The 25,428-nt window shown below is 62.2% G+C and carries 25 protein-coding genes; 18 read left to right on the top strand and 7 right to left on the bottom strand.

Going from position 1 to position 25,428, the window contains the following annotated elements; all coding sequences use genetic code 11:
* Window positions 1-24: 24 nt before the first annotated feature.
* From ACM6HV_RS04930 to ACM6HV_RS04940, 3 genes are all read right to left on the bottom strand, one after another.
* Window positions 25-1,047 (bottom strand): GlxA family transcriptional regulator, encoded by a 1,023-nt coding sequence (locus ACM6HV_RS04930; RefSeq protein ID WP_414903665.1) that lies wholly within the window; start codon window positions 1,045-1,047, stop codon window positions 25-27.
* Window positions 1,048-1,140: 93 nt separating this feature from the next.
* Window positions 1,141-2,301, bottom strand: a complete 1,161-nt coding sequence (locus ACM6HV_RS04935) for a radical SAM protein (RefSeq protein WP_414903666.1) — start codon at window positions 2,299-2,301, stop codon at window positions 1,141-1,143.
* A gap of 74 nt (window positions 2,302-2,375) precedes the next feature.
* Window positions 2,376-3,320, bottom strand: a complete 945-nt coding sequence (locus tag ACM6HV_RS04940; protein ID WP_414903667.1) for a LysR substrate-binding domain-containing protein — start codon at window positions 3,318-3,320, stop codon at window positions 2,376-2,378.
* A gap of 122 nt (window positions 3,321-3,442) precedes the next feature.
* Between ACM6HV_RS04940 and ACM6HV_RS04945 the strand changes: the two genes are divergently transcribed.
* The 5 genes from ACM6HV_RS04945 (at window position 3,443) to phnE (ending at window position 7,348) form a co-directional block, all read left to right on the top strand.
* Entirely contained in the window at window positions 3,443-3,835 is a 393-nt protein-coding gene (locus ACM6HV_RS04945) for a RidA family protein (protein ID WP_108182541.1), read from the top strand.
* Between the two features lie 270 nt (window positions 3,836-4,105).
* On the top strand, window positions 4,106-4,969 hold the full coding sequence (locus ACM6HV_RS04950) for a putative selenate ABC transporter substrate-binding protein (protein ID WP_041072554.1): 864 nt from the start codon (window positions 4,106-4,108) through the stop codon (window positions 4,967-4,969).
* Entirely contained in the window at window positions 4,966-5,763 is a 798-nt protein-coding gene (locus tag ACM6HV_RS04955; RefSeq protein ID WP_145593466.1) for an ATP-binding cassette domain-containing protein, read from the top strand. Before ACM6HV_RS04950 ends, ACM6HV_RS04955 begins: the two co-directional genes overlap by 4 nt.
* On the top strand, window positions 5,757-6,584 hold the full coding sequence (locus ACM6HV_RS04960; protein WP_414903668.1) for a PhnE/PtxC family ABC transporter permease: 828 nt from the start codon (window positions 5,757-5,759) through the stop codon (window positions 6,582-6,584). Before ACM6HV_RS04955 ends, ACM6HV_RS04960 begins: the two co-directional genes overlap by 7 nt.
* Window positions 6,581-7,348: a phosphonate ABC transporter, permease protein PhnE gene (phnE, locus tag ACM6HV_RS04965; protein ID WP_414903669.1), complete on the top strand. Its 768-nt coding sequence runs from the start codon at window positions 6,581-6,583 to the stop codon at window positions 7,346-7,348. The genes ACM6HV_RS04960 and phnE overlap by 4 nt, the downstream gene beginning before the upstream one ends.
* 10 nt (window positions 7,349-7,358) lie before the next feature.
* On the opposite strand, the gene ACM6HV_RS04970 is transcribed toward phnE, so the two are convergent.
* Window positions 7,359-8,132 carry a helix-turn-helix domain-containing protein gene (locus ACM6HV_RS04970; protein ID WP_414903670.1) on the bottom strand — a complete coding sequence of 258 codons (774 nt, stop codon included), beginning with the start codon at window positions 8,130-8,132 and terminating at the stop codon, window positions 7,359-7,361.
* Window positions 8,133-8,332: 200 nt separating this feature from the next.
* On the opposite strand from ACM6HV_RS04970, the gene ACM6HV_RS04975 reads away from it, so the two are divergent.
* The 6 genes from ACM6HV_RS04975 (at window position 8,333) to ACM6HV_RS05000 (ending at window position 15,844) form a co-directional block, all read left to right on the top strand.
* The gene (locus ACM6HV_RS04975; RefSeq protein ID WP_414903671.1) at window positions 8,333-9,961 is read left to right on the top strand and encodes an APC family permease; all 1,629 of its coding nucleotides are present in this window, start codon (window positions 8,333-8,335) and stop codon (window positions 9,959-9,961) included.
* A gap of 22 nt (window positions 9,962-9,983) precedes the next feature.
* Window positions 9,984-10,910, top strand: a complete 927-nt coding sequence (locus ACM6HV_RS04980; protein ID WP_414903672.1) for a 4-hydroxyproline epimerase — start codon at window positions 9,984-9,986, stop codon at window positions 10,908-10,910.
* Window positions 10,911-10,961: 51 nt separating this feature from the next.
* On the top strand, window positions 10,962-11,909 hold the full coding sequence (locus tag ACM6HV_RS04985) for a dihydrodipicolinate synthase family protein (RefSeq protein WP_145593460.1): 948 nt from the start codon (window positions 10,962-10,964) through the stop codon (window positions 11,907-11,909).
* Window positions 11,910-11,967: 58 nt separating this feature from the next.
* A complete protein-coding gene (locus tag ACM6HV_RS04990) occupies window positions 11,968-13,545 on the top strand; it encodes an aldehyde dehydrogenase (NADP(+)) (protein WP_414903673.1) in 1,578 nt (525 codons plus the stop codon).
* Between the two features lie 2 nt (window positions 13,546-13,547).
* Complete coding sequence (locus ACM6HV_RS04995; RefSeq protein WP_414903674.1) at window positions 13,548-14,813, top strand: NAD(P)/FAD-dependent oxidoreductase; 1,266 nt, start codon at window positions 13,548-13,550, stop codon at window positions 14,811-14,813.
* A 68-nt stretch (window positions 14,814-14,881) separates the two neighbouring features.
* Entirely contained in the window at window positions 14,882-15,844 is a 963-nt protein-coding gene (locus ACM6HV_RS05000) for a Dyp-type peroxidase (protein ID WP_414903675.1), read from the top strand.
* 27 nt (window positions 15,845-15,871) lie between these two features.
* Here ACM6HV_RS05000 and ACM6HV_RS05005 read toward each other — a convergent pair whose 3' ends face one another.
* The 3 genes from ACM6HV_RS05005 to ACM6HV_RS05015 form a co-directional block, all read right to left on the bottom strand.
* On the bottom strand, window positions 15,872-17,860 hold the full coding sequence (locus ACM6HV_RS05005) for a peptidase U32 family protein (protein ID WP_041072532.1): 1,989 nt from the start codon (window positions 17,858-17,860) through the stop codon (window positions 15,872-15,874).
* A gap of 11 nt (window positions 17,861-17,871) precedes the next feature.
* Complete coding sequence (locus tag ACM6HV_RS05010) at window positions 17,872-18,066, bottom strand: hypothetical protein (protein WP_414903676.1); 195 nt, start codon at window positions 18,064-18,066, stop codon at window positions 17,872-17,874.
* Window positions 18,067-18,283: 217 nt separating this feature from the next.
* A complete protein-coding gene (locus tag ACM6HV_RS05015) occupies window positions 18,284-18,526 on the bottom strand; it encodes a DUF465 domain-containing protein (protein WP_041072529.1) in 243 nt (80 codons plus the stop codon).
* 203 nt (window positions 18,527-18,729) lie between these two features.
* Here ACM6HV_RS05015 and ACM6HV_RS05020 point away from each other — a divergent pair, with 203 nt between their 5' ends.
* The 7 genes from ACM6HV_RS05020 (at window position 18,730) to ACM6HV_RS05050 (ending at window position 24,935) form a co-directional block, all read left to right on the top strand.
* The gene (locus tag ACM6HV_RS05020) at window positions 18,730-19,251 is read left to right on the top strand and encodes a DUF4142 domain-containing protein (protein WP_041072527.1); all 522 of its coding nucleotides are present in this window, start codon (window positions 18,730-18,732) and stop codon (window positions 19,249-19,251) included.
* A gap of 256 nt (window positions 19,252-19,507) precedes the next feature.
* Window positions 19,508-20,359, top strand: coding sequence for an STAS domain-containing protein (locus tag ACM6HV_RS05025; RefSeq protein ID WP_414903677.1), 852 nt, complete (start codon window positions 19,508-19,510; stop codon window positions 20,357-20,359).
* 4 nt (window positions 20,360-20,363) lie between these two features.
* Window positions 20,364-20,726 carry an STAS domain-containing protein gene (locus ACM6HV_RS05030; RefSeq protein WP_041072523.1) on the top strand — a complete coding sequence of 121 codons (363 nt, stop codon included), beginning with the start codon at window positions 20,364-20,366 and terminating at the stop codon, window positions 20,724-20,726.
* Window positions 20,723-21,127 (top strand): anti-sigma regulatory factor, encoded by a 405-nt coding sequence (locus tag ACM6HV_RS05035; RefSeq protein WP_041072521.1) that lies wholly within the window; start codon window positions 20,723-20,725, stop codon window positions 21,125-21,127. The genes ACM6HV_RS05030 and ACM6HV_RS05035 overlap by 4 nt, the downstream gene beginning before the upstream one ends.
* Window positions 21,124-22,134, top strand: coding sequence for an ATP-binding protein (locus tag ACM6HV_RS05040; protein WP_414903688.1), 1,011 nt, complete (start codon window positions 21,124-21,126; stop codon window positions 22,132-22,134). Before ACM6HV_RS05035 ends, ACM6HV_RS05040 begins: the two co-directional genes overlap by 4 nt.
* The gene (locus tag ACM6HV_RS05045) at window positions 22,127-23,002 is read left to right on the top strand and encodes an ATP-binding protein (RefSeq protein ID WP_145593453.1); all 876 of its coding nucleotides are present in this window, start codon (window positions 22,127-22,129) and stop codon (window positions 23,000-23,002) included. The genes ACM6HV_RS05040 and ACM6HV_RS05045 overlap by 8 nt, the downstream gene beginning before the upstream one ends.
* Window positions 22,992-24,935 carry a response regulator gene (locus ACM6HV_RS05050; protein ID WP_414903678.1) on the top strand — a complete coding sequence of 648 codons (1,944 nt, stop codon included), beginning with the start codon at window positions 22,992-22,994 and terminating at the stop codon, window positions 24,933-24,935. The genes ACM6HV_RS05045 and ACM6HV_RS05050 overlap by 11 nt, the downstream gene beginning before the upstream one ends.
* Window positions 24,936-25,428 lie beyond the last annotated feature (493 nt).

Raw genomic sequence — 25,428 nt, forward strand, 5'->3', positions numbered from 1 at the left:
GCCGAAGGCAGAAAACGCCACGGTCTATTTGACCAGGCGTTTTTCCCTGGACGGTCGATACCCGAAAAACGCGCTGTAGCATTTGCTGAAATGGCTCGGCGAAACGAAACCACAGGCCACCAGGACTTCCATCTGCGAAAGCTCGGTGTGCTGCAACAGGCGCCGGGCTTCAGTGATGCGCAATTCCAGGTAATAGCGCTGCGGCGTGGTGCCGAGCTGCTCCTTGAACAAACGCTCCAGCTGGCGCCGCGAGCGACCGGCGTACACCGCCAGTTGCTCCAGCTCCAGCGGCTCTTCGAGGTTGGCGTCCATCAATTTGACCACCTCGCGCAACGGTGCGCTGACGCAGAGGTTTTCATCCGGTTTGATCCGCCGATAGCGCGACTCCTCGAACGCCAGAATGTCCTCGATGCCTTCGACCAGCGCCTTGCCGTGCAGGCCCTTGATCCAGTCCAGCGCCATATGGAAAGCCCCGGACGGGCTCGACGCCGTGAGCCGGTCGCGATCGATCACATAAGGCTCGCTGCTGACCTGAGTGGCCTTGGCAATTTCCGTGAGCGCCGGACGGTGTTCCGGATGAATCGCGCAACGGTAACCATCGAGCAGGCCGGCCCGACCGAGAAACCACGCACCGTTCCACAATCCAGCCAGACTGACACCGCGTTCCGCTGCCGTGCGCAGCAGGCTGTTCAACGCCTCGCTCGCCTTCAGCTCGGTGCGGTAGCCGCCACACACCACCAGCAAGTCCAGATCCGCAAGGCTGGCGGCGTCAATCCGCGCATCCGGGCGAATCACCAACCCCAGGTCGCTGATCACCTCACCCTCGCCCAGCCCGAATGTGCGCGAGCTGAACAGTCCGGCGCGCAACAGGTTGGCGGTGATGATGGTGTCCAGCGCCTGGGTGAAGGCCGGCAGTGAAAAGTGCTCCAGCAACAGGAAACCGGTGCGGGTGATGCGGGTCTCGGCGGCTTGCTCATTCAGATAGCGGAGGTTTTTGCCCTTCATGCCTCCGCTGAATTGACGTCGTTCGATCAAGGTCTGGCCCATCGGTCATGTTGTTATGCGCCGATAGTTGGCTCGATGGGCCAAAGAGTCAATCACGCTTGTGGCAACTGAATTGGCGGGACCTGATCCGCACGGTCAGACGACCGTGAGATAACCCGCACCAAGCCGGCCTTCCAGACGACCGAACAGCACGTAATGCTGATATCCACTGGTGAACGCACCCGTGGAAATCGCGTTTTTGACGTCCTGGTTCATCTGCAGGTATTGCGCTTCGTCGAAGTTCTCCGCACTGACTTCGCCGGCTCGTCCAAGCTTGTCGCTTTCAACCGGCAGCCCCATGATCGTGCGCCGCTGGAAGTCGATAATGCGGTTGACGGCGTGACTTTCCAGCGGCCCCCGATTGGATTGGGTCGAGTAGATGTGCAAGCCGTTTTTTGCGCAACGATTGCACATGTCGATGCAATTTTTCTGGGTGGACTTGAGGCCGGTCAGGTGCGCCAGAGGCATGTCCAGATACTTGCCGACCTGGTATTCGGTCTGATTGAAAACCGAACAGCACAAAACGGTATTGCCGTTGCAGTCGAGCACCAGCCAGTCATCCTTGAGCGAGCACGCCTGCTTGGGATACTGGCGGACCAGATTGACCAGATCGTCGAAGGGCGGCAGCGCCAGCCTTTTCAGGGTTTCATGATCGGTATCTGTCACCGAAGGATCGCGTTCGATCAGCGCCAGCGTTTTCTCAAGCGGCATCATCACTGAATATCCGGTCGAGAACTCGAAACCCAGACGCTGGGCGAATTCGCGCATCAGCCCTTCTTCTTCCATGTTGTCCAGATAACGGTGGTAGTACACCTCGATCCGCGTACTCAAACCATGTTGCTGTTTGAGTTCATGCAGTTTGATCATATTGGCCTTGACCACTTCAATGTCGCCGCCCACGTGCCCCTGCTGGTAAGTCTCCTGGTAAAACCCGGACAACGAAATACGGAAGAACCATGGGTTGGCCAACATGGCGGTTTCCATGTTCTTGGCCAGATTCAAGTTGGAACTGATACCGCTCTGCAAACCGGCGGCATTGATGATCTCGACAAACTCACCGATTCGCGGGTGGATCAACGGCTCGGTCCAGTTATACAGAAAGATCGTCTCGACCCCTTCGTTCCGGGCCTTCTCGACGATCTTGCGAAACATGTCGACTTGCATGGCTTTCTTGAAGTTGACGTTTTCCGAGTTACCCATCGGGCAGGAGGGGCAGCTTAAATTGCACGCACCGACAATATCGATATACATATTCATGACGGGTGACGCTCCTTGAGTGAATAGCGGTGCATCCAGAGCAAGCGACTGTCATGGTTGGCGTTATTCGTTAGTTATTTGACAGTCCCGGAGCGCGGCTCAGCAAGTTCCGGGCCATTGCCATGGTGCGCCATCAATTCCACGATCCAATCGATAAATACCCTTAGCTTTTGGCTGACATGCCGGTTCGGCGGGTACGCCACGTAGAGCGGCATCGGCTCGAGTTGCCAGTCTTCGAACAGCGGCACCAACTCACCCCGAGCCTGATGCGAGTGCGACATGTACCGGGGCAACCACAGCACGCCCATGCCGGCCAGACCTGCCGCAAGGTAAGCGTTGCCGTCATCGACGGCGAGTACGTGGCGGCCCTTGATCTGCAGGTGTTCGCTGCCATTGTGCAAGGCGTAAGGCACGGGTTTGCCGGTGCGCGCCCAGAGAAAGCCGACCACCCGATGATGGGAGTCTTCCAGCTCGCGGGGATGCTGCGGCGTGCCGGCGCGGGCCAGGTAAGTTGGCGCGGCGAAGACACCGAGCTGCAGGTCGGCCACCCGCCGGGCCATCAGTGACTGATCGAGCAATTCACCGCCGCGCACCACGCAATCGACGTTCTCATCGATGATGTCGACGATGCGGTCACTGACCCCCATGTCGATCTGAATATCCGGATAGCGCGCGTGAAACTCAGGCAATGCCGGCATCAGAATCAGTCTCGCCAGCGGGCTCGGCACATCGACGCGCAAGCGCCCTCTGGGCAATGCCGAGGCGCCGGACAGACTGGTTTCGGCGTCGTCCATGTCGGCCAACAGTTTGATCACTCGCTCGTAATAGATCGCACCGTCGGCCGTGACGTTGACCTTGCGCGTGGTGCGATTGAGCAACTTGACCCGCAACCGTGCCTCCAACTGCTGCACCAGCTGCGTCACCGTGGTCTTGCTCATGTGCAAGGTCTCGGCGGCCTTGGTGAAACTGCCCGCCTCGACCACCCGGGCGAACGCCTGCATTGCATCGAAACGGTCCACTTCGCGCCCTCTGATTGTTTGGAAAATGCAAACAGTGAACGCCAAGGTTGCGCGTTTATCCCCCCTGCGCAAGCCCCTACAGTCACTCCATCAACAATCACCAAACAATGATGGAGACACCCATGACCCAACGCGACGTTGTTTTCCCGCCTGCCCGCCATGCGCTTTATGAGCGTCATCGCTATTCACCGGCCATTCGTTCCAACGGTTTTCTGTTCGTCTCCGGGCAAGTCGGCAGCCGTGAAGACGGTTCGCCGGAGCCGGATCTGCAGGACCAGGTACGCCTGGCCTTCAACAACCTCAATGCGATCCTCGAGGCCGCCGGTTGCAGCTTCGCCGATGCGGTGGACGTCACGGTGTTCATGATCGATCCGCAAGCGACCTTCGAAACCATCTGGGCAGTGGTCCCGGAATTCTGGGGCAGCGCGCCGTATCCGACGATTACCGCGGTCGGCGTGACCTGGCTGGCCGGGTTTCAGTTCGAGATCAAGGTGATTGCCAGAATCCCCGTGTAGGAGCTGCGGCACGCTGCGATCTTTTGATCTTCAATCGAAATGTAAAGATCGCAGCCTCGTTTCACTCGACAGCTCCTACAGGTGTTTTCGTGGTGACAGCGGCAGTGGGCTGCAGGAAATGTGGAGCAAAACATCAACGGACAAGCGCGCTGGCCTTTCACGGCGCGGCTGCGTATAACCTCGCCGTTTCGTCTAACCTGATTGAGCGCCCGGGCGCGACACCGCGCCCGGTGGCGCTTAGAATGCGACGCTCATGAAACGGAGATTTCCATGCTCAAACGAACCCTGGCACTGACTGCTGGTCTGGCCCTGTCTTTTTCCGCTTTGGTGGCGCATGCCGCCGATGTGTTGCGGGTCAGTGCAATTCCCGATGAAGCCCCGACCGAATTGCTGCGCAAATTCGAACCACTGGGGGCCTATCTGGAGCAGCAACTGGGCATGAAAGTGCAGTTCGTTCCGGTGGCCGACTACCCGGCAGTGGTTGAAGCGCTGGCGACCGATCGCCTCGATATGGCCTGGCTGGGCGGTTTCACTTTCGTTCAGGCACGCCTGAAGACCGACGCCACCACCCCGGTGATCCCGCTGGTGCAGCGCGAGCAGGATGCGCAGTTCACCAGCAAGTTCATCACTGCCGACCCGAACGTGAAGAGCCTGGCCGATCTCAAGGGCAAGACCTTCGCCTTCGGCTCCGTGTCGTCGACCTCCGGCAGCCTGATGCCGCGTTACTTCATGCTGAAGAACGACAACATCAAGCCTGAAGCCTATTTCAGCCGCGTCGCCTACTCCGGTGCGCACGACGCTACCGTCGCCTGGGTCCAGGCCGGCAAGGTCGATGCCGGTGTGCTGAACGCCAGCGTCTGGCAGAAACTGGTGGACGCCGGCAAGGTCGATACCAGCAAGGTTCACGTGTTCGCCACCACCCCGGCCTACTTCGATTACAACTGGACCGTGCGCGGTACCCTCGACCCGGCGCTGGCGGCGAAGATCAAGAAAGCCTTCCTCGACCTCGACCCAGCCAACCCGGAGCAGAAGAAGATTCTTGATCTGCAGGCGGCCAGCCGTTTCATCGACACCAAGCCCGAGAACTACAAGGGCATCGAGGAAGCTGCTCGCGCCGCCGATCTGTTGAAATGACCCTGAGCCTCAAACAAGGCCGCCTGCACCACGCCAATGGGGTCGACGCACTACGTGGCGTCGATCTGCAGATTGCGGCGGGTGAACAGGTGGCGATCATCGGTCCGTCCGGGGCCGGTAAATCCAGCCTGTTGAACCTGCTCGCCACCGCGTTACGCCCCAGCAGCGGTGAAATCGAGGTGCTGGGTGAACGCCCCTGGCACCTCTCCGCCCGTCAACGACAACGCCTGCGCGCGCGCATCGGTCTGGTGCATCAAGCACCACCGCTGCCGCCGCGCCAGCGCGTAGTGACGGCGGTGCTGGCCGGCAAACTCGGGCAGTGGAGTCTGGGCAAGAGCCTGCTCAATCTGCTGCATCCGACGGATATTCCCGGTGCCCGTGCCGCCCTCGCCCGCCTGGATCTGGGCGACAAACTTTTCGCTTACTGCCAGCAATTGTCTGGCGGCCAATTGCAGCGCGTGGGCATTGCCCGGGTGCTGTATCAGGCACCGGAGATTCTGCTGGCGGACGAACCGGTGTCGGCGATGGACCCGGTGCTCGCCGGGCACACCCTGTCGATCCTCTCCCAGCACGCGCGGGCGCATAACGTCACGCTGGTGGCGAGCCTGCACGCGGTGGAACTGGCGCTGGCGCACTTTCCGCGCATCATCGGCTTGCGCGACGGCCAGATCCTGTTTGACAGCCCGGCCGAGCAGGTCAGCCGCGAAATGCTCGACACGCTGTACGCCAATGAGCAATTGCAAAGCCCGATGACGCCCAGTGCGCCGCTGATTGTGCAGATCCCGCGATGCTGACGGCTGATTCCCGCGACCCGGCCGCCGCGCCGCGACTGCTGCTGACCCTGCTGGCGATTGCCCTGCTGTGGCCGGGCATCCAGCTCAGCGAACTGGACCTCGGCGTGCTGCTGCACAGCGACAGCCAGACCGAAATGGGCCGCTTCATTTCCGGGTTCTGGCCACCGGCGCATGACCACGATTTTCTCCAGTTACTGCTCAAGGCGACCCTGCAAACCCTGGCCATCGCCACCGCCGGCATGGCGTTGGCGTTGCTGCTGGCGGTGCCGGCCAGCCTGATAGCCAGCCGCGCGCTGTCGTTGTCGGCGGCGTCCCGCAGCGGCATTCCCAGTCGGCTCGGGCGCTTGCTGCGCTGGCCGGTGCGCGGGCTGTTGATCTTCTTGCGCAGCGTGCCGGAAATCGTCTGGGCGCTACTGTTCGTGCGTGCCGTGGGCCTCGGCCCGGCGGCCGGTGTGCTGGCGATCGCGATCACCTACAGCGGCATGCTCGGCAAGGTCTACGCGGAGATTTTCGAGTCCACCGACCAACGCCCGGCGCATGCCTTGATGCAAGCCGGCAGCGGACGGCTCGCCGGTTTTGCCTACGGAATCCTGCCCAATGTCGCGGCCGAGTTGCTGTCGTACACGGTGTATCGCTGGGAGTGCGCGATTCGTGCCTCGGTGGTGATGGGGTTTGTCGGCGCCGGTGGCCTCGGCCAGCAGATCGACCTGTCGTTGCGCATGTTCGCCGGCGGTGAAGTGGCGAGCATGTTGCTGACGTTCCTGATTCTGGTGCTCGGCGCCGACCAACTCAGCCGCCTGCTGCGCTGGAGGCTGACATGAATCGCCTGATCAATCTGTTGCTGATTGTCGGCATTGGCGTCGCGGTCATCGCCTCGTTCGGTTACCTCGAACTCGACCTCGGTGAACTCGGCAGCGCCACCAGCCTCAAGCAGATGGGTGCCTACGCGCAACGCTTTCTCAGCCCGGACCTGAGCGCCACGCACTTGCAGGCGATCCTCAAGGGCGCGCTGGAAACCCTCGCCATGTCGGCCCTCGGCACCCTGCTCGCAGCGTTGTTCGGCATCCTCCTCGCGCTGCCCGCGGCCGGGCGTTTCGGCTGGCCGCTGCAAAGCGCTTCGCGCCTGTTGCTTAACGGTTTGCGGGCGATTCCGGAACTGGTGTGGGCGGCGCTGATGGTGCTCGCCGCCGGCCTCGGGCCGAATGCCGGCACCCTGGCGCTGGCCCTGCACACCACCGGCGTGCTCGGTCGACTGTTCGCCGAAGCGCTGGAGAATACCCCGCCGGAACCGGCCGAAGCGATCCGCTTGCAGGGCGGCAATCCCGTGCTTGCCTTCTGCTACGGCACCCTGCCCAACCTCGCCCCGCAATTGCTCGCCTATTGCCTGTATCGCTGGGAAAACAATATCCGCATGGCCAGCGTGCTGGGCTTCGTCGGGGCCGGTGGTTTGGGGCAGATGCTGTATGTCAGCCTCAGCCTGTTTCAGGAAGCGCAGGCGAGCACGGTGATTCTGGCGATGCTGATTCTGGTGCTGGGCGTGGATTCGCTGAGTGCCTGGAGCCGGCAGCGCTGGGTCAAGGCCTGACGGGCAAGCCTCACTGCGCCGTCGCCAACCGGTACTGGCGCGGGGTGAATCCGGTGGAAGCCTTGAACTGCCGGGTGAACGCGCTGTGGTCGGTATAACCGCACTGCAGCGCCACTTCGGTGATCGGCAAGTCGCCGTGCAACAGCCGATGCGCATGCTCAAGACGGACTTTCTGGATCATCTGCCGCGGCGTCAGGTGGAACACCCGTTTGCAGTAACGCTCCAGTTGCGCCACTGAAATCCCGGCGATGCGCGTCAGTTCGCTCAGGCTGACGCGCTGATTGAAGTTCGCCCGAATGTACTCGTCCACCGCCGCCAGACGCTGATACGCCGGATGGGTTTCGCTGGCGGTTTGCAGGTCGACGGAAATGCCGGCCAGGCCAATGATCCGGTTATCACGATCGTACAGCGGACGTTTGTGGGTCAGGCACCAGCCGGGTTCGCGGCTGCCGTACAGGTGCAGCTCCAGCTGATCCTCCAGCACCAATCCCTCTTCAAGCACGCGCCGATCCTGCTCGGTGTAGCCCGGGCCCAGTTGCGCCGGAAACACCTCGGCGCTGGTCTTGCCCAATAACGGTCGCAGGTCTTTCAAACCGCAGCGCTGCACCAGTGTCTGGTTAGCCATGACGTAGCGCGCCTGCGGATCCTTGATGAAGATTGCCGCGTTGGGAATCACATCGAGCATCGGCAACAGCAGCGCCATGCTGGCGAGCAGATCGTCGAGGCATTGCGGTCGGCTCGCCTCGTTCTGCTGGCTCAGGATCGCAAACGCATTCTGCGGCATGACTGTCACTCCCCACTGTGCGCATTGGTTTGCGCGCAGATTGCCCGATGACCGACAGCCTGTCGAGCCGGGCCTTTGCCGTGGGCCATTGTGCTGATTTCGTCATCGTCACCGGCAAAAAACATCAATCGCCCATCGCCTGATCAGTTCACTGTAGCGCCACTGCACGCCCCTCCAACAACCAACAAGAAGGCGACGCTATGACAGGCCAAGGCAAGTTCAAGAAACAACTTTCACTGATAGACCTCACGTTCATCGGGCTGGGGGCGATCTTCGGTTCGGGCTGGTTGTTCGCCGCCAGTCATGTGTCGGCCATCGCCGGCCCGGCGGGGATTTTTTCCTGGCTGCTCGGTGGTTTCGCCGTGTTGCTGCTGGGCATCGTCTACTGCGAATTGGGCGCCGCGCTGCCCCGTGCCGGCGGCGTGGTGCGGTACCCGGTTTACTCCCACGGCCCGCTGCTCGGTTATCTGATGGGCTTCATTACGCTGATCGCGTTTTCCAGTCTGGTGGCGATCGAGGTGGTCGCCTCGCGGCAATATGCAGCAGCGTGGTTTCCCGAGTTGACCAAGGTCGGCTCCAGCGACCCGACCGTGCTTGGCTGGTTCGTGCAGTTCGGGCTGTTGTGTCTGTTTTTCCTGCTCAACTACCGCAGCGTGAAGACCTTCGCCATGGCCAACAATCTGGTCAGCGTATTCAAGTTCATCGTGCCGCTGCTGGTAATCGGCGTGCTGTTCAGCTTCTTCAAACCGGCCAACTTCCAGATGCACGGCTTTGCGCCATTCGGCCTGTCCGGTATCGAAATGGCCGTGTCAGCCGGCGGGGTGATCTTCGCGTATCTGGGCCTGACGCCGATCATTTCCGTGGCCAGTGAAGTGAAGAATCCGCAACGCACGATTCCGATTGCGCTGATCCTGTCGGTGCTGCTCTCCACCGCGATCTACGTGCTGCTGCAGACCGCGTTCCTCGGCGGTATCCCGACCGAAATGCTCGCCAATGGCTGGGCCGGTGTCGCCAAGGAACTGGCCCTGCCGTATCGCGACATCGCGTTGGCACTGGGCGTCGGCTGGCTGGCGTATCTGGTGGTGGCCGATGCGGTGATCTCGCCCAGCGGTTGCGGCAACATCTACATGAACGCTACGCCGCGGGTGATCTACGGCTGGGCGCAGAGCGGGACCTTCTTCAAGATCTTCACCCGCATCGATGAAAAATCCGGCATCCCTCGCCCCGCGCTGTGGCTGACCTTTGGCCTGTCGGTGTTCTGGACCCTGCCGTTCCCGTCGTGGGAAGCGCTGATCAACGTGGTCTCCGCCGCGCTGGTATTAAGCTACGCCGTGGCCCCGGTGTCGGTCGCCGCCCTGCGCCGCAGCGCTCCGGGCATGCCGCGTCCGTTCCGGGTCAAGGGCATGAATGTGCTTGGGCCGCTGTCGTTCATCATCGCCGCGCTGATTGTCTACTGGTCGGGCTGGGGCACCGTGTCGTGGTTGCTCGGCCTGCAAATCCTGATGTTTGTCATCTACCTGCTGTGTGGTCGGCTGGTGCCGACCGCGCACCTGAATCTGGGCCAGCAAGTGCGCTCGTCGGCGTGGCTGATCGGCTTCTACGCGCTGACCATCCTCCTCTCCAAACTCGGCAGTTTCGGCGGTATCGGCGTGCTCAGTCATCCGTTCGACACCGTGATCGTCGCGGTCTGCGCACTGGGCATCTACTACTGGGGCGCGGCCACCGGCGTACCGGCACACCTGATTCGTCTGGAAACCGAAGACGACGAAAGTGAAGCCGCTGAATCCTCCACCCATTCGGCAACGGGCCAACGCCCGGCGCACGCCTGATATTCACTGAAGGGACGCGTTCATGAAACGACTGCACATCATCGACTCCCACACCGGCGGCGAACCCACGCGCCTGGTGATGAAGGGCTTCCCCGACTTGCCCGGCAACAGCATCGCCGAGCAGCGCGATGCCTTGCGCGAAGGCCACGACCAATGGCGCCGCGCCTGCCTGCTGGAACCGCGTGGCAACGACGTGCTGGTCGGCGCGCTGTACTGCGCGCCGGTCTCGCCGGACGCCACCTGCGGGGTGATTTTCTTCAACAACGCCGGTTACCTCGGCATGTGCGGCCACGGCACCATCGGCCTGGTCAACTCGCTGCATTACCTGGGCCGCATCGAACCGGGCGTGCACACGATCGACACCCCGGTCGGCCCGGTCAGCGCCACCCTGCACGAGGACGGCGCGGTGACCCTGGGCAACGTCCCGGCGTACCGCTACCGCAAACAGGTGCCGGTGGACGTGCCCGGCCACGGCCGCGTGTTCGGCGATATTGCCTGGGGCGGCAACTGGTTTTTCCTGGTTTCCGAACACGGCCAGGACCTGCAGATGAGCAACGTCGAAGCCCTCACCGATTACACCTGGGCGATGCTCAAGGCCCTTGAGGCCCAAGGCATTCACGGCGAGGACGGCGCGCTGATCGATCACGTCGAACTGTTCGCCGACGATGCCAAGGCCGACAGCCGCAACTTCGTCATGTGCCCCGGCAAAGCCTACGACCGCTCGCCCTGCGGCACCGGCACCAGCGCCAAACTGGCCTGCCTCGCCGCCGACGGCAAGCTCGCCGAAGGCCAGGTCTGGACGCAAGCGAGCATCACCGGCAGCCAGTTCGAAGGGCGCTTCGAATGGCAAGGCGAACGCGTGCGCCCTTTCATCACCGGGCGCGCCTACATGACCGCCGACGCCACCCTGCTGATCGACGAGCAGGACCCTTTCGCGTGGGGCATCTGACCTGCCCCGCTTTTTTACCGATCTGAATGAATCTCCCGAGGAGCTACAACAATGAGCGATAACATCTTCACTGGCTGCATTCCTGCGCTGATGACCCCGTGCACCGCCGAACGCAAACCGGACTTCGACGCCTTGGTCGCCAAAGGTCGCGAACTGATCGATATCGGCATGAGCGCGGTGGTTTACTGCGGCTCGATGGGCGACTGGCCGTTGCTGACCGAAGCCGAACGTCAGGAAGGTGTGGCGCGGCTGGTGGCCGCCGGGGTGCCAACCATCGTCGGCACTGGCGCGGTCAACAGCCGTGAAGCGGTGTCCCACGCCGCCCACGCCGCAAAAGTCGGCGCCCATGGCCTGATGGTGATTCCACGCGTGCTGTCCCGTGGTGCTTCGGCGACTGCGCAAAAAGCCCACTTCGCCGCGATCCTCAAGGCCGCACCGAACCTGCCGGCGGTGATCTACAACAGCCCTTACTACGGCTTCGCTACCCGCGCCGACCTGTTCTTCGAACTGCGCCGCGAATACCCGAACCTGATCGGCTTCAAGGAATTCGGCGGCGGCGCCGACTTGCGCTACGCCGCTGAAAACATCACCTCGCAGGACGATGCCGTGACCCTGATGGTCGGTGTCGATACGCAAGTTGTGCACGGTTTCGTCAACTGCAACGCCACCGGCGCGATCACCGGCATCGGCAACGCCCTGCCGCGCGAAGTCCTGCAACTGGTGGCGCTGAGCAAACAAGCGGCCAAGGGCGATGCCAAGGCCCGGCGTCAGGCGCGCGAACTGGAAGCAGCGCTGGCGGTGCTGTCGTCGTTCGATGAAGGCTGCGATCTGGTGCTGTATTACAAGCACCTGATGGTGCTCAACGGCGACCGCGAATACGCCCTGCATTTCAACGAAACCGATGCCCTGAGCGACGCCCAGCGCCGTTACGCCGAGACCCAGTACGCGCTGTTCCGTCAGTGGTACAAAAACTGGTCCGCCGAACAGAACCTCGCCTGACCGCAGTCCCTGCCCCGGTGCGGTATCGGGGCTTCACCTCTTTTATCAAGGAAGCGCCATGACTCTGACAGGCCACATGTTGATCGGCGGCCAAGCCATTGCCGGCAGCCGTGAAGCGATTCATGCGATCAATCCCGCCACCGATGCGGTGCTGGAACCCGCGTACGCCGGGGGCAGCAGCGAGCATGTCGACCAGGCCTGCACACTGGCGTGGCTAGCGTTTGATCAATATCGCGAGACGTCTCTCAGTGCTCGCGCCGAATTTCTCGAAACCATCGCCAATGAGATCGAAGCCCTCGGCGATGCGCTGATTGACCGCGCCGTGGCCGAAACCGGCCTGCCGCGCGCACGTATTCAAGGCGAACGCGGACGCACCTGCGGGCAATTGCGCACCTTTGCCCGCACCGTGCGTGCCGGCGAATGGCTGGACGTTCGCGTCGATCAGGCACAACCACAACGCCAGCCACTGCCCCGTTCTGATCTGCGCCAGCGGCAGATCGCGCTGGGGCCGGTGGCCGTGTTTGGTGCAAGTAATTTTCCGCTGGCGTTCTCGGTGGCGGGCGGCGACACCGCTTCGGCGCTGGCCGCCGGTTGCCCGGTGATCGTCAAGGCGCACAGCGCGCATCCTGGCACCAGCGAACTGGTCGGCCAGGCGCTGACTCGCGCGGTTAAAAAATCGGGCTTGCCCGAGGGCGTGTTCTCGCTGCTGTTCGGCTCGGGCAACGAAGTCGGCATCGCGCTGGTCAGCGATTGGCGCATCAAGGCCGTGGGCTTCACCGGGTCGCGCAGCGGCGGCCTCGCCCTGAGCCGAGCGGCGCAGGCACGGCCCGAACCGATTCCGGTGTACGCGGAAATGAGTTCGATCAATTCGGTGCTGCTGTTTCCCGCAGCGCTTGCAGCTCGCCCTGAGGCGTTGGCGCAGGGCTTTGTTGCCTCGCTGACTCAGGGCGCCGGGCAGTTCTGCACCAATCCCGGGTTGGTCATCGCTCGCCAAGGCGCGGCGCTGGACGCGTTCATCGCCGCTGCCGCCGAGCTGATCCAGCGCAGCCCCGCGCAGACCATGCTCACGCCAGGGATCTTCCGCGCGTATGAAACTGGCGTCGGCGCGCTGGCCGAACATCCGCAGGCGCAACGCCTGGCGAGTGGTCTTGCGGCTGAAGGCCCTAATCAGTGTCAGGCGCAGTTGTTCCTCACTCAGGCGCAGAACGTCCTCGCTGACGTGCGCCTGCAAAGTGAAATTTTCGGTCCGGCGTCGCTGATCGTACGTTGCGCCAACGACGATGAAATCCGTCAGGTCTGCGAGCATCTCGAAGGCCAGTTGACCGCCACGCTGCAACTGGATGACGCTGATCTGGATCGCGCCCGGGCCTTGTTGCCAACACTGGAACGCAAGGCGGGACGCCTGCTGGTCAACGGCTGGCCGACCGGGGTCGAAGTGTGCGATGCGATGGTGCATGGCGGGCCGTTCCCGGCGACGTCGGACGCGCGTAGCACCTCGGTCGGCACCGCGGCGATTCTGCGTTTCCTGCGTCCGGTGTGCTATCAGGACTTCCCTGACGGTTTGCTGCCGCTACCGTTGCAACAGGCAAATCCGCTGCACTTGCGGCGCTTGCTCGACGGCCAGAGGGAAGCCTGAACATGCCCGACAACCTCACAGCGGACCACGCCGATATCGCGGTGATCGGTGCCGGCATTATCGGTGTCGCCTGCGCCCTGCAACTGGCGCGTCAGGGTAAACGGGTGGTGGTCATCGACAAGCAACCGCCCGGTCATGGCGCCTCGTTCGGCAACGCCGGGCATCTGGCGACAGAACAGGTGTTTCCGATTGCCGATGCGTCGATCCTCAAGCGCCTGCCGGCGATGCTGATGGACCCGATGGGGCCGCTGCGCCTGGACTGGAAGTACCTGCCGTGCGCCTTGCCGTGGTTCGCCCGTCTGTTGTTGAACCTGCGTCCGGCGCCGTTTCAGCGCACCATCGCCGGCTTGCGCGCGCTCAACGAAAGCAGCCTCGACGCCTGGAAGCACTTGCTGCACAGCATCGCCCGCCCCGACCTGCTCAAGGAGGACGGCTCGCTGCTGGTGTTCGAGCGCGTCGAATCGCGACAAGCCGTCGACGCCTTGCAGGCGCGCATGCGTCAGCAACAGGTGCCGGTGGATTTCTGGTCGGCCGACGTTGTCAGGGAGCACGCGCCGCAGCTCAGCGAGCAGATTCAGGGCGGGTTGTTCTACCCGCGCACCGGGCATTTTCTAGATCCGTATCAGGTGGTGTGTGAACTGGTGAGTGCGGCGAAAACGGCCGGCGTGCAGTTCATTCAGCAGGACGTTCAGGGCGGCCAGTTGCAGGCGCATGGCGTGTCGTTGCTTACCGATCAGGGGCGTTTCAGCGCACGGCAGGTGCTGATCGCCTGTGGTGCGCATTCGGCGAAGCTGACTGCCGCGCTGACCGGCAAGCAGGTGCCGCTGGACACCGAGCGCGGCTATCACCTGATGTTGCCGCACGAGCACGGGCGCCTGCCGTTTGCGGTGACGTCACTGGAGCGCAAGTTCATCATGACGCCAATGACCGGCGGTCTGCGCCTGGCCGGTACGGTGGAGTTCGCCGGCCTGCAGCGCCCGGCGTTCATGCAGCGCGCCTGGCAGTTGCACCGTTTGAGCAAAGGTTTGTTCCGTCATGATTTGAGCGCGGAGGACGCGACGCCGTGGATGGGGTTTCGCCCGTCGCTGCCGGACTCGCTGCCGATCATCGACCAGGTTTGCGACGGCAAGGTGCTGCTCGCCTTCGGTCATCAGCATTTGGGTCTGACGCAGGCGGCGGTGACGGCACAAATGGTCGCGCAGTTGGTATCCCCTTCGGCAAACGCTGGCTTGCCGGCACAGGAGGCCTATCGACTGGAGCGTTTCTGAGATACCGATGAAACGTTTTTGGTTTCATACTGAGCGCCGACCTTGACCCCGCGCATATGGAACCGACGATGACCTCAGCAATGGATACCCCCGAGCCGCAAGCGATCTGCAACCCCATCACCGGCAGCGCGATCTTCATCGTCGCCACGTTGCTGCCCGGGAACGACGCCGCCAGTCAGGTGCGCGGCTGGTGCGGCGACATCGCCGCTCTCACCCGTTCGGTCGGCAAACGTGTGCCCAACGGCAACTTGTCATGTGTCTGCGGGTTCAGCGCCAGCGCCTGGGACTCGCTGTTCGGCAGCCCGCGCCCGGCCTCGCTGCATCCGTTTCGTGAGTTCGGCGTCGAGGGCCGCCGTGCGGTGGCGACGCCGGGGGACATTCTGCTGCACATCCGTGCCGAGCAGATGGACCTGTGTTTCGAACTGGCCACGCAGCTGTGCAGCGCACTCAACGGCGCAATCACTGTAGTCGATGAGGTGCAGGGTTTCCGCTACTTCGACATGCGCAGCATCATCGGTTTCGTTGATGGCACCGAGAACCCGGTGGGCCGCAAGGCCGATCACTTCACGCTGATCGGCAACGAAGATCCGGCGTTCGAATCCGGCAGCTATGTGCTGGTGCAGAAGTACCTGCACAAGATGCAGGCCTGGAATGCGTTGAGCGTCGAGGCTCAGGAGAAGGTGATCGGCCGCACCAAGCTGGCTGACATCGAACTCGGTGAGGCGGTCAAGCCGAGCAACTCCCACAGCGCCCTGACCACCATCACCAAGGACGGCCAGGAGCAGAAGATCCTGCGCGACAACATGCCGTTCGGTCGCCCGGGGGCTGGCGAGTTCGGCACTTACTTCATCGGTTACGCGCGCTCGCCGGAACCGATCGAGCAGATGCTGGAGAACATGTTTGTCGGCAAACCCGTCGGCAACTACGACCGTTTGCTGGACTTCAGCACAGCAGTTACCGGGGGGCTGTTTTTCGTGCCGTCAGCCAACTTGCTCGAAGACCTCGCGGAGCGCGAGCCCGAGCAGGCGTGACACCGTAGCGCCACGTCCGCCCGTCACTCAGTGTGGCGCGCGCGGGATGGTTTTCAGCAGGTCTTCCGGGCTGATGTGGCCCACCACACTGCCCGGCTGCGGCATGTTGAGGATGTGGCCTTTCATCTTGCCGATGATGTGCATCTCGCACGGCTTGCAGTCGAACTTCAGGGTCAGCACTTCGTCGCCGTGAATCAGCTGCATCGGCGCGACCTTGGTGCGCACACCGGTCACGCCTTTGGCCTGTTTCGGGCACAGGTTGAACGAGAAACGCAGGCAGTGCTTGGTGATCATCACCGGCACTTCACCGGCCTCTTCGTGCGCCTCGTACGCCGCATCGATCAGTTTCACGCCGTGACGGTGATAGAAGTCGCGCGCCTTCTGGTTGTAGACGTTGGCCAGGAACGACAGGTGCGACTCCGGGTACACCGGCGGCGGCGTGGTTTCGGCCTTGCGGCTGCCACGCGGATGCGCGGCAACGCGGGCGGCGGTCAGAGCTTCGATCACTTCACGGCGCAAGGCCTTGAGCTGCGAGTTCGGAATGAAGAACGCCTGCGGTGCGTCCAGTTTCACGTCGATGGCGTGATATTGGGTAGTGCCGAGCTGGCCGAGCAGATCCTGCAATTGCTCCAGCGCCTGCTCCGGCTTGTTGGCCACACCGAACGGGCCATTCAAGGTCACGCTGGCGCTGATGCCCTCTTCACTGGTGGCGGTCAGTTCCAGCTGCTCTTCACGCAGGCGCGCCACCCAGCTCAGGGCCACGCGGCGTTCGGCGGAGGTCTTCAGCAGTGCCTGTTGCCAGTTGTGGTCGAGGTTGCGGTTCAGCGGATGGTTCGGGCGCAGCTTGTACAGGCCTTCGGGCATTTCGTTCGGCTCGACGCGGTAGCGGTAGCGCTTCTCGCCGTCTTCTTCGAACTCGCCTTTCGGCTCGGCGATGTTGGCGCGGAAACCCACCACTTCACGTTTGACCAGCACGTTGAGGCCATCGCCGTTGGACAGCGGCTCCTGCGTCACCACCTGCATGTCACGCTTGCCGACTTTCTCGACGGTGCCCACCGGCAGGCCGGTGAAGGTCGGCGAGTCGAACGCGCCGATGTCGATCTTGCGATCGGTGACGAAGTAGTCGGTGCTGCCACGGTGGAAAGTCTTTTCCGGATCCGGCAGGAAGAAGTGCGCAGTGCGGCCGCTGGAAGCGCGGGCCAGGTCCGGGCGGTCTTCGAGCACATCGTCGAGGCGCTGGCGGTAATAGGCCGTGATGTTCTTCACGTAGCCCATGTCCTTGTAACGACCTTCGATCTTGAACGAGCGCACACCGGCCTCGACCAGCGCGCGGATGTTCGCGCTCTGGTTGTTGTCCTTCATCGACAGCAGGTGTTTTTCGTAGGCGATCACCCCACCCTTTTCGTCTTTGAGGGTGTACGGCAGACGGCAGGCCTGGGAGCAGTCGCCACGGTTGGCGCTGCGCCCGGTCTGCGCGTGAGAAATGTTGCACTGCCCGGAGAACGCCACGCATAGCGCGCCGTGGATGAAGAACTCGATGGCGGCATCGGTTTCATCGGCGATGGCGCGAATTTCTTTCAGGTTCAGCTCGCGGGCCAGCACCAGTTGCGAGAAACCGGCCTGATCGAGGAACTTCGCCCGCTCCAGGGTGCGGATGTCGGTCTGGGTACTGGCATGCAGCTCGATCGGCGGGATGTCCAGTTCCATGACGCCCAGATCCTGAACGATCAGCGCGTCGACGCCGGCGTCGTACAACTGGTGGATCAGCTTGCGGGCCGGCTCCAGTTCGTTGTCGTGCAGAATGGTGTTGATGGTGGTGAAAATGCGCGCGTGATAACGGCGGGCAAATTCCACCAGTTCGGCGATTTCACTCACTTCGTTGCAGGCGTTGTGGCGCGCGCCGAAGCTCGGGCCACCGATGTACACGGCGTCGGCGCCGTGCAGGATGGCTTCACGGGCGATGGCCACGTCACGGGCGGGGCTGAGCAGTTCCAGGTGATGCTTGGGCAAGGACATAGTTTTTTTAGTCAGGCGGTCACGGTCAAGGCGCGCATTGTAGCCGCGAAACGCCCGAGCGGCACGCTTGTGCTGCCAAGTGGCAAATGTCCCGATTCCACCAAACCACACATCCCCTGCGACAACCGGCTTGCCAGCGCTTGCGGCCTGTCAATTGCCGGATCGGTCGAACGTGTCCGGATCTTCGTCTTCAGGAAGATCATCATCCGGCTCTTCTGGATGGCTTGTGGTGTGTGCCGGACTATCGGGTTCCGGATGCGTGGGCACCGGGTCGAAAGCGCCCTGCTCTTCACTGGGAAATCTGGGTGTGTTCATGAGGCACCTCGCAAAGAGTCGCTAAGTGAAGACTCTGTACATTCGAGGTGCCGGTCGGGGGCGGCGTTCAGTCATTTCACCATCGCGCAGCGGTGAAGCGACTGACGGTCAGGATCGAGCCTGCAACTGGGCGACGATCTTGTCTTTGACCTGCAGGCGTTTTTCTTTGAGTTTTTTCAATGTGTCATCGCTGGGTGCATCCGAGGTTGCCGTCTCGGCCTTGACGACGTCGGCGTCCGCCTCGGAATACTTGTTGATCAGTGCATCCAGAAATGGATCCTCGGAGCGTTTTTGCTGGACCTCTTCCTTCGTTAGCTTCAAATCCTGATACAGGTCATGAGTCACCGGCATGGAACACCTCCGTCAGTTGATCGGCAGCCAACGCGACCGATGCGTCAGCCCGTATCAGAATGGCCTCGGTTGAGGGGTTCTGTCGACCACCTGTCAGACCAGCGGTGGCCGTTCGTCGCCCTTTCGTAAACGCGATCAAACCTTTGCCCGCGCCATTGCCTCCATTGCATAACGTCAACAAAAACCTGTGTGGAGAAATACCAATGGACGGATTCAACCTGCGTCATCTCGTTCTGGCTGTCGCGTTGAGCAGCGGCATGGGCAGTGCCTTTGCCGCCACTTCCAACAGTTTCGTCGACAATGCCGCAGCCGGTGGCATTGCGGAGATCGAGACCAGCCGTCTGGCCCTGGAAAAAAGCCAGTCGGCCGACATCAAGGCCTTCGCCAACATGATGATCACCGACCACGGCAAGGCCAACGATGAACTGGCGAGCATCGCCAAGGCCAATGACATCGAGGTGCCGGACAGCACCACCCTGGTCAAGCAGGCCAAGGAGAAGATCCTCGACATGCGCGATGAGTCCTTCGACGCGGCCTACGCCAACAATCAGGTCAAAGCCCACGAAGAAACCATCGAATTGTTCAAGAAAGAAGCGAACACGGTGACCGACGACAAGGTCAAGGGCGCCACGGAATTGAAAGCCTTCGCGCAGAAGATGTTGCCGGCGCTGGAAAAACACCTGACGGCCGCCAAAGAGCTGCAGGCCAAGCACCCAAGCAAGTAATCCGCGCGCCTGCCCCACAAAGCCGCATCCTGCCGATGCGGCTTTTTTCATTCTGCGACCCGCGCCCTGCGCACGCCCGGCGCGCAAAAAACCGCCAAATGCGGCCATCCCGACTAGAGTTACCGGGGCCTTTCTTGCGCCAGATCAAAAATATCCTTGCGCAATGGAACAACTATTTTGAACGGCAAAGGTCACTGACTTCGCACCGGTCATTTTTTACAGAACCGGCCCCGATACGCTACGGAGCAACAGGCACATGGCAGCACTGCAGAACAGCACATTCGATGCGATGAAAAACAAACAACCCCAACTGCTGAGCGAATGGATCAAGGGCCTGGAAGCCAGCGGCGCCACCCGCAATCTCAAGGACCATGACCTGCAACAACAGACCAGCGACTTCCTGCAACTGGTCATCAATGGCCTGCAGGATGACAACGGCACAAACATCAATGCGCCGGGTTGGGAAGCCACCCGCCAGTTCCTCGAAAAGCTTTCCCATAGCCGCGCCCTGCTCGGTCAGGATTCGCAACAGACCGCCAGCTTCATTTTCGCGCTCAAAGGCCCGCTGTTTGCCTTGCTGCAAAGTCACTATCGCGAACAACCGGCGTTGCTGGCCGAACAACTCTGGGAGGTTTCCGAACTGTTCGACGCCTTCGGCATGCACACCATCCGTACCTTCCAGAAGTCCCGCGAAGCGGTGATCAAACGTCAGCAGGAAGAACTGCTGGAGCTCTCCACGCCAGTGGTCAAGCTGTGGGATGGCGTGCTGGCGCTGCCGATGATCGGTACCCTCGACTCGCAACGCACTCAGGTGGTGATGGAGTCCCTGCTGCAACGCATCGTCGACACCGGTTCGGAAATCGCCATCATCGACATCACCGGCGTCCCCACCGTGGACACCCTGGTCGCGCAACACCTGCTGAAAACCGTGACCGCGATTCGTCTGATGGGCGCCGACTGCATCATCAGCGGCGTGCGTCCGCAGATCGCCCAGACCATCGTGCACCTGGGCCTGGACCTGCAAGGCGTGGTCACCAAGGCCAATCTGGCCGATGCATTGAAACTCGCGCTCACCCGCCTGGGCATCAGCCTCGGCAAAGCGGTCTGAGCCGATGGAGCGTATTCCGATTCTTCAAATGGGCGACTTTCTGCTCGTCACCATCCAGGTCGACATGCATGACCAACTGGCCCTGACCCTGCAGGACGATCTGTCCGAACGCATCAGCAGGACGTCGGCGCGCGGTGTGTTGATCGATATCTCGGCGCTGGACATGGTCGACTCGTTCATCGGGCGGATGATCGGCACCATCTCCGGCCTGTCAAAAATCATGGATGCCGAAACCATGCTGGTGGGCATGCAACCCGCCGTGGCGATCACTCTGGTCGAACTCGGCCTGACCCTGCCCGGCGTCAGCACCGCGCTGAACGTCGAGCGCGGAATGAAACTGCTGCAGGAACGAGTACGCCAACAATGACCGTGCGCAGCAGCGGTACTCAACCGATCAGCATCGAGCAGGACGTGGTGCTCGCCCGGCAGACGGCGCGCAAACTGGCCACCGAATGCGGCATGCGGCTGATCGACCTGACCAAACTGGTGACGGCTGTTTCGGAGTTGGCGCGCAACACCATGGTCTATGGCGGTGGCGGCGACATGGACTGGCAGATCCTCGACGAAAACGCTCGTGTCGGCCTGCGCCTGACCTTCCGCGATGAAGGCCCGGGCATTCCCGACATCAAACTGGCGATGACCGATGGCTGGACCTCCGGCAGCGGTCTGGGCCTGGGACTTACGGGCGCGAAACGGCTGGTCGATGAATTCGAACTGGACACCGAGCCCGGCAAGGGCACTCGAATAACGATCACCCGATGGACATGAATATCGCTGGGTCGCTGACCCAGGTGCTGCTGATCGAAGACAGCAGCCAGATCGGCCACGCCCGGCGCACCGCGCAACGGCTCGCCGAGCAACATGGCTTCGATGCGACCGAAGCCGGACGTGTGGCGTTGGTCGCCACCGAACTGGCCAGTAATGTGCTCAAGCATGCCAGCCGTGGCGAGTTTCATCTGCGGCTGCTACCGCGAACCGGCGGCTTCGGCATCGAAATGCTTGCGGTCGATCGCGCTCAAGGCTTTGACTTGGACGCGTGCCTGACCGATGGCTTTTCCACCGGCGGCACCCAGGGCATCGGGCTGGGCGCCGTGGCGCGCCAGACCGAAGTATTTGACGTTTATGCCGACACCCGTGGCGCGGTGCTGCTGGCGCGTTTGTATCCACGCGCAGACCGTCAGCCCGACCTGCGTTACGGCGTCAGCCAGCACTCACTGCACCACGATCCGGCGTGCGGCGACGCCTGGCACCTGACGTACAACGGTGCCAACGTCAGTGCGCTGATCATCGACGGCCTCGGCCACGGTGAAGACGCCGAACGGGCGGCCAAGGCCGGCGAACAGGTGTTCGCCCAGAGCCCGTTCGCCAGTCCGGTGCTGCTGATGGAGGACATGCACCGCGACATGATCGGCAGCCGTGGCGGCGCCGCCGCGTTCGCCCAGTACAATGCCGCCCGTGACAGCTTGACCTTTACTGGCGTTGGCAACATCGGCGCCAGCCTGATCACCGCCGACAAGTCGCGCGGGCTGGCCTCTCATCCGGGGATCGTCGGCGGCCAATACCGGAAAGCCCAGCCCTTTGACTATGCTCACGTAAACGGACATCTATTGATCATGTACAGCGACGGCCTGCAGTCCCGTTGGAATCTTCAAGACTACCCCGGTCTGGTGCACCGCCATCCCGCCGTGATAGCCAGCGTCCTGCACCGCGACTTCTGTCGCGGACGCGACGACGTAACGGTGCTGGTCGTTGCCCTGGAGGCCGCCCATGGCTGAGTCGCCCACCCTGAACGCGGCGGAGCAGGCTGCGCTGATCGCCCAGTTGCAAAGCGAGACCGCCGCCCTGCGCGACGAACTCGACGAAACCAACCAGGGCGTGCTTGCGCTTTACGCCGAGCTCGACACCCAGGCCGAACAACTGCGCCAGGCTTCGGATCTGAAAAGCCGTTTCCTGTCGTACATGAGCCATGAGTTCCGCACGCCGCTGGGTTCGATCCTGAGCGTCAACAGTTTGCTCGCCGACGAGCTCGACGGCCCGCTCAGCCCCGAGCAGCACAAACAAGTGGCGTTCGTCAGCAGCGCCGCCCGTGAACTGAGCGACATGGTCGACGACTTGCTCGATCTGGCGAAAATCGAAGCCGGACGTATCAGTATTTCTCCGGCGTGGTTCGACATGTTCGATCTGTTCAGCGCGTTGCGCGGCATGTTCCGGCCGATCGTCGATGCGTCGGCGGTTGATCTGATTTTCGAAGAGCCGGTCGGATTGCCGCGCCTGTACACCGACGACAAGAAACTCGCGCAGATCTTGCGCAATTTCATTTCCAACTCGCTGAAATTCACCACCCGTGGCGAAGTCCGGGTCTCGGCGCGCCTGGAAGGTGCGGACAAAGTACGTTTTGCCGTCAGCGACACCGGCATCGGTATCGCGCCGGAGCTGCATGGTGCATTGTTCGAGGACTTTTCTCAGGTCGACTCGCCATTGCAGAAACGCCTGCGCGGCACCGGTCTCGGCTTGTCGCTGTGCAAGCGCTTCGCCGCCTTGCTCGGCGGCGAGGTCGGAATGGACAGCACGCCGGGTGTCGGCTCGACCTTTTTCGTGATCATTCCACTGGCGCTTGCCCTGGAGAATGTCGATGAAACGTGACATCCGTCTGTTGATCGTCGACGACAACGTTGCCACTCGCTACGCCTTGCGCCGGCGTCTGGAGCGCCATGGCTATGAGGTGCTGGAGGCCGGTACCGGCAGCGAGGGCCTGACGCTGATCGCCAGCGAAGCGCTCGATGCCCTGATCCTCGACGTCAATCTGCCGGACATGAGCGGTTTCGATATCGTGCGCATCCTGCGGGCCGATGCACACACCGCGCTGCTGCCGGTGATCCACGTATCTGCCGCGTCGATCCAGACCGGCGACATCATCACCGGGCTGGACGCCGGGGCCGATGCTTACCTGATTCACCCCGTAGACCCGGACGTATTGCTGGCAACCCTGCGCACCTTGCTGCGAGTGCGTGATACCGAAAACGCGCTGCGCGAGAGCGAGGCCCGGTTTCGCGAGATTTTCGTCAACGTCTCGGCGCCGATTGCCGTGCTCGACGCCAACCTGAAAGTGCATGAATGCAACCACGCCTTCACGCAAATGATTCAGGACAACCGCAACCCGCACACCCTCAGCGAATGCTTCGACGATGACCAGGGCGCGATCCTCAACGAGTTGCGCCTGCGACTGGTCGATGGCGAGCGCTGGAAAGGCACGTTGAACATGCGCGTACAGGGCGAGATTCGCGAAACCGAGTGGCAGATTTCGCCGTACCGCACGCCGCAGCTCAGCCTGGTATTCGTCGAAGACGTCACCGAGCATCGCCACCGCGAACGCTCGCACCTGGCACAGCTGGACGACACCACCACACAACTGGCCAAGGAAGTCGCCGAGCGCGTGCGTGCCGAATCGCAGCTGCTGCAAGTGCAGAAAATGGACGCGCTGGGCAAGCTCACCGGAGGCATTGCCCACGACTTCAACAACCTGCTGACCGGGATCATCACCAGCCTGGAACTGATCCAGAAACGCGTGGCCGATGCGCGTCCGGACAAGGTGCAGTTCTACGCCGAAGCCGCACTGAATTCGGCGATGAGTGCCGCGTCACTCACTCATCGCCTGCTGGCCTTCGCTCGCCAACAGCCATTGGATACCCGACCGGTAGACATCAATGAGCAAGTGCGCTCGCTGGAAGAGTTGCTGATGCGCACCATCGGTGAACGCATCACGCTCAAACTGGAGCTGACCAACAAACCGGCGATTGCCCTGGTCGATCCGGTGCAACTGGAAAGCGCGGTGCTGAATCTGGTGATCAATGCCCGGGATGCGCTGCCCAGGGGCGGTAATATCTGGGTTAACACCTATGCGGCGTATTCCCACGGCGACCCGAACCTGGCCGATGGTGCGTATGTGGCGCTGTCGGTGCGCGATGACGGCACCGGTATCGAGCACAGCGTGATCGACAAAGTGTTCGATCCGTTCTTCACCACCAAACCGCTGGGTCAGGGGACCGGTCTGGGGCTGTCGACGATCTACGGTTTCGCCCGCCAGTCCGGCGGCGATGCGCACATCCGCAGCGTCGCACGGCGCGGTACCGAAGTGACCCTCATGCTGCCGGCGACCAACGACCCGACCGGGGCCGATATCCCGGCGCCGAAAGTTGATCCGCAGGGCGCCGGTGAGCATGTCCTGATTGTCGAAGACATGCCGGCGGTGCGCATGTTCGTCACCGAAGTACTGGAGGATGCGGGTTACCGCTGCACCCAGGCGGCGGATATCGAAACCGCGCTGGAGCGCTTGCAGAATGATCCGACCATCGACCTGTTGCTGAGCGACGTTGGCCTGCCGCGCATGAGCGGTCGTGAACTGGCGGACGTGGCGCGGGGCTGGCGCGAAAACCTGCCGATTCTGTTCATGACCGGTTATGCCGAGACCGCGATCAATCGTCAGGTATTCCTGGGCAGCGGCATGGAAATGCTGGTCAAGCCATTCCAGATCAGCGAACTGCTGGACAAGGTCCGGCGCACGCTTGATGGTGCCTGAGCGGCCGCTTTCGCGAGCAGGCTCGCTCCCACAATGGCTCTGTGTAGATCACCCATCCTGTGCACACCACAAAATCCTGTGGGAGCGAGCCTGCTCGCGAAGGCGTCGGTACATTCCGCCTCTCATTGCCTGACATTCCGCTATCGCTGGCAAGCCAGCTCCCACAGGGCTGATGCCATCCGCAGGTGTTGTGAACACCGCAAAAACCTGTGGGAGCGGGCTTGCCCGCGATGGCTTCGGCACATTCCGCCTCTCATTGCCTGACCTTCCGCTTTCGCTGGCAAGCCAGCTCCCACAGGACTGATGCCATCCGCAGGTGTTGTGAACACCGCAAAAACCTGTGGGAGCGGGCTTGCCCGCGATGGCTTCGGCACATTCAGCCTCTCATTGCCTGACATTCCGCTTTCGCTGGCAAGCCAGCTCCCACAAGGTTTTATGTTGATCACCAGCCTTGTGCACACCGCAGAACTGGTGGGAGCCAGCCTGCTGGCGA

This window comes from Pseudomonas sp. IT-P260, assembly GCF_949768395.1.
GTDB classification, from domain to species: domain Bacteria; phylum Pseudomonadota; class Gammaproteobacteria; order Pseudomonadales; family Pseudomonadaceae; genus Aquipseudomonas; species Aquipseudomonas parakoreensis.